This window comes from Sphingomonas sp. 66-10 (assembly GCF_001897045.1).
Lineage (GTDB): Bacteria > Pseudomonadota > Alphaproteobacteria > Sphingomonadales > Sphingomonadaceae > Sphingomonas > Sphingomonas lycopersici.
In genome coordinates, this window is record NZ_MKRR01000023.1 from 1 (window position 1) to 9,319 (window position 9,319).

A 9,319-nucleotide genomic window follows, 5' to 3' on the forward strand; every position below is an offset into this window, starting at 1 on the left:
ACAAGGCGTCGGGCGTGGGTTGGCCTGCGAAGATACCGGCCCGCGCGCCTCATGCCCACCCGCTCTCAGCCCCCTCCCTTCACCAGGGAGGGGAGCATCGCACGCCATTGGCTCGCCAGCGCTTATCCCCTACATGCGCGCGCATGACCGAGATCACCGTCGCCGCGCTGCAGCTTGCCTTCTCCGACGATCTGGAGGGCAATATCGCCAATGTTTCCCGCCTTGTCCGCGAGGCGGCGGCGAAGGGGGCGCAGGTGATCCTGCCGCCCGAATTGTTCGAGGGCGAATATTTCTGCCGCGTCGAGGACGAGGGGCTGTTCACCCGCGCCAAGCCGGTCGGCGAGCATCGCGCGGTCGCCGCGATGCAGGCGCTCGCCGCCGAGCTCAAAGTGTGGATCCCGACCAGCTTCTTCGAGGCGGACGGGCCGCATCATTACAACAGCCTGGCGATGGTCGATCCCGACGGCAAAGTCGCCGGGGTCTATCGCAAGAGCCATATCCCCGACGGTCCGGGCTATGAGGAGAAATTCTATTTCCGCCCCGGCAACACCGGGTTCAAGGTGTGGAACGGCCCGGCGGCGAAGATCGGCGTCGGGATCTGCTGGGACCAATGGTATCCCGAAACCGCGCGCGCGATGATGCTGATGGGCGCCGAACTGCTGTTCTATCCCACCGCGATCGGCAGCGAGCCGCATGACGAGGGGCTCGATACCGCGCGGCTGTGGCGCCGCGCGATGGTCGGCCATGCGGTGTCGAACGTCGTGCCGGTCGTCGCCGCCAATCGCGTCGGCACCGAGCACGGCCAGACCTTCTACGGCACCAGCTTCATCTGCGACGAGCGCGGCGACATCCTCGCCGAGCTCGACCGCACCGAGGAGGGCGTGATCACCGCGACGCTCGACATCGATCGCGTGAAGCGCCACCGCGCCGCCTTCGGCTTCTTCCGCGATCGGCGGCCGGAGCTCTACGGACGGTTAGTGCAGGACATTTAGCCGCGGCGGGGGTCTTTACCATAGCGCAACGGTTCAAGCGCATATTTCTCCCCATCACCGCATAATTTGCCCGATTCGCCGTATTGCATCGCGCGCGACTCGCCGGAATCCCTGGCTTAAGACGAAATTAACCTTTTGCGTTCAGACCGTATTTGGTTAATGATTCTGAATGCGATCCTAAAAATGGGGGCGGATCGCAGTCTCGGATGGGGGATTGCAGATGCGAGTTTTGCTGATCGAGGACGAGCCCACAACGGCCCGAGCCATCGAACTCATGCTGAGCGCGGAAGGCTTCAACGTCTATTCGACCGATCTGGGCGAAGAGGGTTTGGACCTCGGCAAGCTCTATGATTACGATATCATCCTGCTCGACCTGAACCTGCCGGATATGCACGGTTACGACGTGTTGAAGCGGCTGCGCGTCGCCCGGGTCACCACCCCGGTGCTGATCCTTTCGGGCATTGGCGAGATGGATTCGAAGGTGCGCTCGTTCGGCTTCGGCGCCGACGATTATGTCACCAAGCCGTTCCACCGCGAGGAGCTGATCGCCCGCATCCACGCGGTCGTGCGCCGCTCGAAGGGCCATTCGCAATCGGTTATCAAAACCGGCAAACTCGCCGTCAACCTTGATGCCAAGACGGTGGAAGTCGATAGCGCGCGGGTCCACCTCACCGGCAAGGAATATGCGATGCTGGAGCTGCTGTCGCTCCGCAAGGGCACGACGCTGACCAAGGAAATGTTCCTCAACCATCTCTATGGTGGGATGGACGAGCCCGAACTCAAGATCATCGACGTGTTCATCTGCAAATTGCGCAAGAAACTGAGCCTCGCGTGCGACGGTGAGAATTATATCGAAACCGTCTGGGGACGCGGCTATGTATTGCGTGAACCGGAGGAGACGGCACAGGTCGCCTGACCAGCACCTGTATCGCTACCGGGAGGCGGCCGCGGCATCGGGGGGTGCCGCGGCCGCTTGATTCTGGGAGTTATCAAAAACCATCCCGTTCGGGCTGAGCTTGTCGAAGGGCTGGCCTTTTCTTTCGAGGAAGAAGGCCAGCCCTTCGACAAGCTCAGGGCGAACGGAAAGCGGGTGCGCTACTTCCGCTCCCACGCCTTCTCGCCGCCGATCCACGTCTGCTCGACCACCGTCTTGCGTAGTTCGGTCGGGCTGGCGTTGAGCGGGTCGCGGTCGACGATGATGAAGTCGGCGCGCTGCCCTGGCGCAAGGATGCCGAACTTGTTCTCGGCAAAGCCCGCATAGGAGGCGCCGCCGGTATAGGCCCACCACGCCTGTTCGCGGGTCAGCGCTTCCTCCGGCCGCCACCCGCCATAGGGCTGCCCGTCGGCGTCCTGCCGGGTGAAGCCGGCCGCCCAGCCGGCCCAGGGATCGGGCTTCTCGACCGGAGTGTCCGATCCGAAGGCGAGCTTCGACCCATTCGCCAGCATCGATTTCCATGCATAGGCCCCCGCCAGCCGCTGCGCGCCGAGCCGCGCCTCGGCCATCGTGCGATCGCTGGTCTGGTGGATCGGTTGCATTGAGGCGATGGTGGTGAAATGACCGAAACGCGGCAGATCGGCGGGGTCGACGATCTGCGCATGTTCGACGCGCCAGCGGCGGTCGCCGGCATAGGTATCCGACAGAGCCTGGATCGCATCGAGCACCTGCTGGTTCGCCCGATCGCCGATCGCATGGACCGCGACCTGGAAACCGTCCATCGCCGCGCGGCTCATCTGGTTCTGGAGCTGGGCGTCGCTGTTGAAGCCGAGCCCGGTCTGCCCCGGCGCGTCGGCGTAAGGCGCCTTGAGCCACGCCCCGCGCGACCCGAGCGCGCCATCGGCGTAGAGCTTCACCCCGCCCATCCGCAGCCGATCGGCATAGAGCCACGGCGTCGGCCCCTTGCCGCCGACGCGGCTCGCGGTCTCGACCCCCATCGCATAGCTCATCACGCGGACGCGCAGCGCGCCGATATCGGCCATGCGGCGAAAACTCAGCCAGTCGTCGAGCGTCGTCCCCATATCGGCGATCGCGGTGACGCCATAGCCGAGCAGCACCTGTTGCGCGGCGAGGAAGGCAGCGTCGCGCTCCTTGGGCAAGGGTTGCGGGATGACCTTCTCGACCAATTGCTTGGCGGCATCGACGAAGGTGCCGGCGGGCTGGCCGGCGGCGGTCTTCTCGATCCGCCCCCCGGTCGGGGTCGGGGTGGCGGCGGTGACCCCCGCCTCACGCATCGCGATGCTGTTGGCGACGCCGGCGTGACCGTCGGCGCGCTCGAGCCAGACCGCGTGCCCGGCCGAGATCGCATCGAGATCGGCGGCGGTGGGGAAGCGACCCAACCCCCATACCTCCTGGTTCCAGCCGCGCCCGATGATCCACTTCCGATCGGGGTTGGCGGCGATATAAGCGGCGACCTTCGCCTTGGCCTCGTCGAGCGACCTGGTGTCCGACAGGTCGAGCGACAAAGCCGCGAAGCCGAGCTCGACGACATGGCCGTGCGCATCGATGAAGCCGGGGAGCAGCACCTTGCCCTTGAGGTCCGCGCGCCAGTCGTAGCGCGGGCCAGGATCCTTCTTGGTCGGCTTGTGCGGTGGCTCGTTCGGCGGGACGAGGCGCACGACCTTGCCGTCCTTGTCCATCACGATCGCCTTGAAGCGGACGACCTGCCCGTTGCGATCGAGCGTGATGCCCTGGACATTGTCGATCAGCGCATCGGCGAGCGCGGGAACGGGGACGAGCGCGGCGGCCGCCGCCAGCAGCGCCGCCTTCACCGCGGCAGCCTCCGTACCAAGGCGCTGGTATCCTGCCGCCCGCCGCCCATCTTCTGTACCTCGGCATAGAATTGATCGACCAGGGCCGCGACCGGGAGCACCGCGCCGTTGCGCTTCGCCTCGTCGAGGGTGAGACCGAGATCCTTGCGCATCCAGTCGATCGCGAAACCGAAATCGAATTCGTCCTTGGCCATCGTCCCCCAGCGGTTGACCATCTGCCAGCTTTGCGCCGCGCCGCCCGAGACCGCCTCGAACACCTTGTCGAGATCGAGCCCGCTCGCCTGCGCGAAGCGCAATGCCTCGCTCAGCCCCTGCACGACCCCGGCGATGCAGATCTGGTTGACCATCTTGGTCTGCTGCCCCGCCCCCGCGGCGCCGACATGGACGATGCGCGCGGCATAGGCTTCCATGACGGGCCGCGCCTGCGCCATCGCGGCGTCGCTGCCCCCGCACATGATCGAGAGCGCGCCCTTCTCCGCGCCGGCCTGCCCGCCCGAGACCGGCGCATCGACGACGAGCGCGCGCACCGCCGCGAGCCGCCGCGCGATATCGGCGGAAACCGTTGTGTGATCGATGAACACCGCCTCGGCACGCATCGCGGCGAAGGCGCCGTTTTCGCCCAGCGTCACCTGCTCCAGATCAGCATCGTTGCCGACGCAGGCGACCACCGCATCCGCCCCGGCGGCGGCGGCGGCGGGGGTGTCCGCCACCCTGAGCCCGGTGGCCTCGGCCTTGGCGCGGGTGCGGTTGTAGACGGTGACGTCGTGTCCGGCGCGGGCGAGATGCCCGGCCATCGGGGCGCCCATGACGCCGGTGCCGATGAATGCGATCTTCATAGAGGTCGATTAGGCGGAGTTTCCACGGCGCGCCAGATGGTCTAGGCGGCGCTCCTCTCCGCCGCGTCTCGCGGCAGATATGGAGGTTATGTTGGCCACCCTTGCAACGAGCAACGAATCGCTTCCCGTCACGATCGACGACGTGCGCGCCGCGCACATGCGGATTCGCGACTCGATTGTACGCACGCCGACCCTCATCAGCCGCACGCTCTCGCAACTGACCGGCGCGACGGTCTATCTGAAGTTCGAGAATCTTCAGTTCACCGCCGCCTATAAGGAGCGCGGCGCGCTCAACACCCTGCTCCAGCTCAGCGACGCCGCGCGGGCGCGCGGGGTGATCGCCGCCTCGGCGGGCAATCATGCGCAGGGCCTTGCCTATCACGCCAACCGGCTGGGCGTGCCGGCGACGATCGTGATGCCCACCACCACCCCGATCGTGAAGGTGACGCAGACCCAGGGCCACGGCGCGACCGTGGTGCTGGAGGGCGATACGTTCGACGCGGCCTATGCCCATGCCCGCACGCTGGAGGCGAGCGAAGGGCTCACCTTCGTCCACCCGTTCGACGATCCGCGCGTGATCGCCGGGCAGGGCACGGTTGCGCTGGAGATGCTGGAGGACGCGCCCGAGATCGATACCTTCATCACCCCGATCGGCGGCGGCGGGCTGATCTCCGGCATGGCGACGGTCGCGCGCGCGGCGGCGCGGCCGATCGAGGTGATCGGGGTGCAGGCCGAGCTGTTTCCCTCGATGTACAACCGCATCAACGGCACCCATATGCCGTGCGCGGGGGATACGCTGGCCGAGGGCATCGCGGTCAAGGAGCCGGGGTCGATCACCGCGGGGATGGTCAAGGCGCTGGTCGACGACATCCTGCTCGTCTCCGAACGCAACCTCGAGGAAGCGGTGAGCCTGCTGCTCCAGATCGAAAAGACCGTCGCGGAGGGCGCGGGCGCCGCCGGGCTCGCCGCGCTGATGCAGCACCCGGAGCGGTTCCGCGGCAAGACCGTCGGCGTCGTGCTGTGCGGCGGCAATATCGACACGCGGCTGCTCGCCAACGTGCTGCTGCGCGATCTGGCGCGATCGGGGCGGCTCGCGCGGCTGCGTATCCGGCTCAAGGACCAGCCGGGATCGCTCTACAATGTCGCGCGGATCTTCGACGAGCAGCGCGTCAACATCATCGAGGTGTACCACCAGCGCGTGTTCACCTCGCTTCCTGCCAAGGGGTTGATCGCCGATATCGAATGCGAGGCGCGCGACCGCCAGCATCTCAACCGGCTGATCAGCGCGCTGCGCGACGGCGGCTATGAGGTGAGCCAGGTCGAGGCGGGGTAAGCGGGATACATATCCCCCTGCCACCCCGGCGAAGGCCGGGGTCCAGTTGCGACCGGCCCGATGCTGGACCCCGGCCTTCGCCGGGGTGGAGCCAATGATCCAGATTTAGCGCACGGGGACGCCCCCCGCAGCCAAAGCGGGACAGCATTAACTCCTTTTCATGGTTAAGACGCTTTTCACGATTGCCGAGTCGCTTCATATTTCGCCGACACGAGCGTGAATCGTCACGCCGCGTCAGGGGGTTTGGGCGGTGACGGCGCCATTTCGCTTTCCACGTTTCTTCGTAACCAGTCCCGCACCGTGCCCGTATTTGCCGGGGCGGCAGGAGCGGAAGGTGTTCACCGAGCTTTCCGGCCCACATGCCAGCGAGCTGAACGATGCGCTCGGGCGGATCGGGTTCCGCCGCAGCCAGTCGGTTGCCTATCGCCCGTCGTGCGCGGGGTGCACCGCCTGCGTTTCGGTGCGCGTCGTGGCGCAGGAATTCGCCGCCAACGCCACCCAGCGCAAATTGCTCCGCCGCCATAGCGATCTCGAGGTGACGGCGTGCCGCCCCTGGGCGACCGACGAGCAATATCAATTGCTCCGCCGCTATCTCGCGGCGCGGCACCCCGGCGGCGGGATGGCCGAGATGGACGAGAGCGATTATGCCGACATGATCGAGCAATCGCCGGTCAATTCGGTGATCGTCGAATATCGCGAGCCTTCGGTGAACGGCGCGCAGGGCCGGCTGATCGGCGCGTGCCTCACCGACCGGCAGGCGGACGGGCTGTCGATGATCTACAGCTTCTTCGATACCGAACTCGCCGAGCGGCCGGGACTGGGCAATCTGATCATCCTCGATCACATCCTGCGCGCGCGCACCGCGGGGCTGCCCTATGTCTATCTCGGCTATTGGGTGAAGGGCTCGCCGCGGATGGAATATAAGACGCGCTATCGCCCGATGGAGATGCTCGGCCCGCGCGGCTGGGCGGTGCTGCCGGAAGAGGAAACCGCCGGCGCGGCGGCGTTGGTTTCGGCTTAGGGTCGCAGGTTAGACCAGGACTCCCCAACGGATCAATTTTCCGCTCAACGTCCCTCGGGCAGCGCCACCAGCATATCCTTGGTCAGCACCTGCGGCAGCAAGCGCGGCGCCGGGGCGCCGGGGGCGTACCATAGATAGAGCGGCACCCCGGCGCGGTTGTTCGCCTCGATGAACCGGCCGAGCGCGGGATCGCCATTGGTCCAGTCGCCGACCAGCACCGCCACCTTGCGCTTGGCGAACGCCTGCGCCACCGCCTCGGTCTCGATCGCGGCCTTTTCGTTGACCTTGCACGTCAGGCACCAATCGGCGGTGAAATAAGCGAACACCGGCCGCCGCTCGGCGCGGAGCGCGGCTAGCCGCGCCTCGCTGAACGGCTCGGCCCCGGCGATCGCCGCCGCGGGCGCGGCCGCCGCGGCGGGACGGAGCATCACCACCGCCGCCAGCGCAAAGGGCAGCGCGGCCAGCGCGGGCCACCACGCCCCGCTCGCCCCGCGCTGCTGGCGCCGCCCGGTCCACCATAAAGCGAGCCCCCCGATCAGCATCGCGGCGAGCGCGAGCGTCAGCCCGTCGCTCCCCGCCTGCCGCCCGAGCACCCAGGCGAGCGCGAGCGCAGTGAGGAACATCGGCACCGACAGGATGCGCCGCACCAGCGCCATCCACGCCCCCGGCCGGGGCAGCAGCCGGCGCAGCGCGGGAACGAAGCCGATCAGCAGGAAGGGCAAGGCGATGCCGAACCCGAGCCCGGCGAACACCAGCAGCGCGGCGAGCGTCGGCAGCAGCAGCGCCGCGCCGAGCGCCACCCCCATGAACGGCCCGGTGCACGGCGTCGCGACGAACGCCGCGAGCGCGCCGGTCATGAACGCCCCGCTCGCCCCGCCGCTGCCGGCGAAGCGCGGGGTCGGCAGTTCGAACAGCCCGGCGAGGTTGAACGCGATCGCCGCGACGAGCAGCAGCAGCGCGCCGATCACCCGCGGGTCCTGCAGCTGGAAGGCCCAGCCGACCGCGCTGCCTCCGGCCCGCAGCGCGAGCAGCGCCCCGCCGAGCGCGAGGCAGACGAGGATCACCCCGGCGGTATAGGCCAAGGCCTCCAGCCGCGCGGCACCCGCGGTCTCGCCGGATCGCGCGAGGCTCAGCGCCTTGAGGCTGAGGATCGGGAAGACGCACGGCATGATGTTGAGCAGCAGCCCGCCGAGCACCGCCCCGGCGAACGCCACCAGCGCGCCGCCCCACGCGCCGCCGGTATCGCGCAGCGCCGCGACCGGCCCCGGCATCGCGACCACCGAGAGGCCGCGCCCCTCCCCCGTCGCGAGCACGCCCTCGATCCGCCCGGAGACGGGGCTGGCCGCCGCCTTGGTCTCGATCACCAGCCGGTCGCCGTCGCGCCCCACCTTCTGCGGCGCGGCATAATCCACCGCGCCGGCCGCGGCGGCGTAGAAATAAGCATCCTTGACCGGCGCATCGGCGGGATAAGGCACCGCGAGGCGGAACATGCCGCCGCTCGCCGCCCAGGTCGCGGTTGCGCTCAGCGGTTGCGGCAGCGCGCGCCGCCAGCCGTCGAACCGCGCGCGCGTCGCCGCGTCGACCGCGCCGTCGCCGATCGTCAGCATAGTCTCGAGCGTCTGCGTCTCGGGGACGCATAATTGATCGGTGCAGACGAGATAATCGGCCTTCACCTTCACCGGCAGCCGCGTGCCCGCGGCAAGGCCGGGCGGAATCTTCAGATCGACCAGCATCGCGAAACGATGCTCGAACACATAGTTCATCAGCCCGGCGATCGTCAGCCGCCCCGGGATCGGATAGCGCAATGTGCCCGCGGTGATCCCGGCGGGGAGCGTCCATTCGAGCCGCGTGCCGAGCCCCGCGTCGCCCGGATTCTGCCAATAGGCGTGCCAGCCCGGCGCGGGATCCGCATCGAAGGCCAATGTGACCGCCTTGCCCGGCGCCGGCTGCGCGCTTTCCGCGACCAGCCGCATCGCCAGATGCTGCTCCTGCGCGACGGCGGGCAACGCGAACAGCGTCATCAACCCGACCAGAAATGCCGCTAACCACGCTTGTCTCGCCATCATGGCGCGGACATACCGTGCCCGACCAATTGCACCAAGGACCGAAGATGAACGTGCGGATCGCTGCCCTGCCCCTTGCCCTGATGTCCGCCGCGATCGCGCTGCCGGTGGCGGCGCAGCAAGCCCCCGCGCCGGCCGCAGCCCCCGCCGCCGCGCCCGCGCCGACCACCCCGCCCAGGCTGATCGTCGCGATCTCGGTCGACCAATTCTCCGCCGATCTGTTCGCGCAATATCGCAACCGCTTTACCGGCGGGTTCGCGCGGCTGCTGCAGGGCGTGGTCTTCCCCTCGGGCTATCAGAGCCATGCC

General features: G+C 67.9%; 7 protein-coding genes and 1 pseudogene. 5 read left to right on the forward strand and 3 right to left on the reverse strand.

Going from position 1 to position 9,319, the window contains the following annotated elements; all coding sequences use genetic code 11:
- The first annotated feature begins 143 nt into the window (after positions 1 to 143).
- Both aguB and ctrA read left to right on the forward strand, forming a co-directional pair.
- Entirely contained in the window at positions 144 to 992 is an 849-nt protein-coding gene (gene aguB / locus BGN95_RS02880) for an N-carbamoylputrescine amidase (protein WP_179510894.1), read from the forward strand.
- Positions 993 to 1,212: 220 nt separating this feature from the next.
- Positions 1,213 to 1,908, forward strand: a complete 696-nt coding sequence (ctrA, locus tag BGN95_RS02885; protein ID WP_179510893.1) for a response regulator transcription factor CtrA — start codon at positions 1,213 to 1,215, stop codon at positions 1,906 to 1,908.
- Between the two features lie 179 nt (positions 1,909 to 2,087).
- Here ctrA and BGN95_RS02890 read toward each other — a convergent pair whose 3' ends face one another.
- Together BGN95_RS02890 and BGN95_RS02895 are read right to left on the reverse strand one after the other, a co-directional pair.
- Entirely contained in the window at positions 2,088 to 3,758 is a 1,671-nt protein-coding gene (locus tag BGN95_RS02890; RefSeq protein WP_265268508.1) for an amidohydrolase, read from the reverse strand.
- A complete protein-coding gene (locus BGN95_RS02895; RefSeq protein WP_265268507.1) occupies positions 3,755 to 4,594 on the reverse strand; it encodes an NAD(P)-dependent oxidoreductase in 840 nt (279 codons plus the stop codon). Before BGN95_RS02895 ends, BGN95_RS02890 begins: the two co-directional genes overlap by 4 nt.
- An 88-nt stretch (positions 4,595 to 4,682) precedes the next feature.
- Here BGN95_RS02895 and BGN95_RS02900 point away from each other — a divergent pair, with 88 nt between their 5' ends.
- Complete coding sequence (locus tag BGN95_RS02900; RefSeq protein WP_179510890.1) at positions 4,683 to 5,927, forward strand: threonine ammonia-lyase; 1,245 nt, start codon at positions 4,683 to 4,685, stop codon at positions 5,925 to 5,927.
- A gap of 250 nt (positions 5,928 to 6,177) precedes the next feature.
- The gene (locus BGN95_RS02905) at positions 6,178 to 6,948 is read left to right on the forward strand and encodes an arginyltransferase (protein ID WP_179510889.1); all 771 of its coding nucleotides are present in this window, start codon (positions 6,178 to 6,180) and stop codon (positions 6,946 to 6,948) included.
- Positions 6,949 to 6,992: 44 nt separating this feature from the next.
- On the opposite strand, the gene BGN95_RS02910 is transcribed toward BGN95_RS02905, so the two are convergent.
- Entirely contained in the window at positions 6,993 to 8,969 is a 1,977-nt protein-coding gene (locus tag BGN95_RS02910) for a protein-disulfide reductase DsbD family protein (RefSeq protein WP_286771561.1), read from the reverse strand.
- 89 nt (positions 8,970 to 9,058) lie between these two features.
- Between BGN95_RS02910 and BGN95_RS02915 the strand changes: the two are divergent.
- Positions 9,059 to 9,319 (forward strand): annotated as a pseudogene (locus BGN95_RS02915) (alkaline phosphatase family protein); the annotation flags it as partial.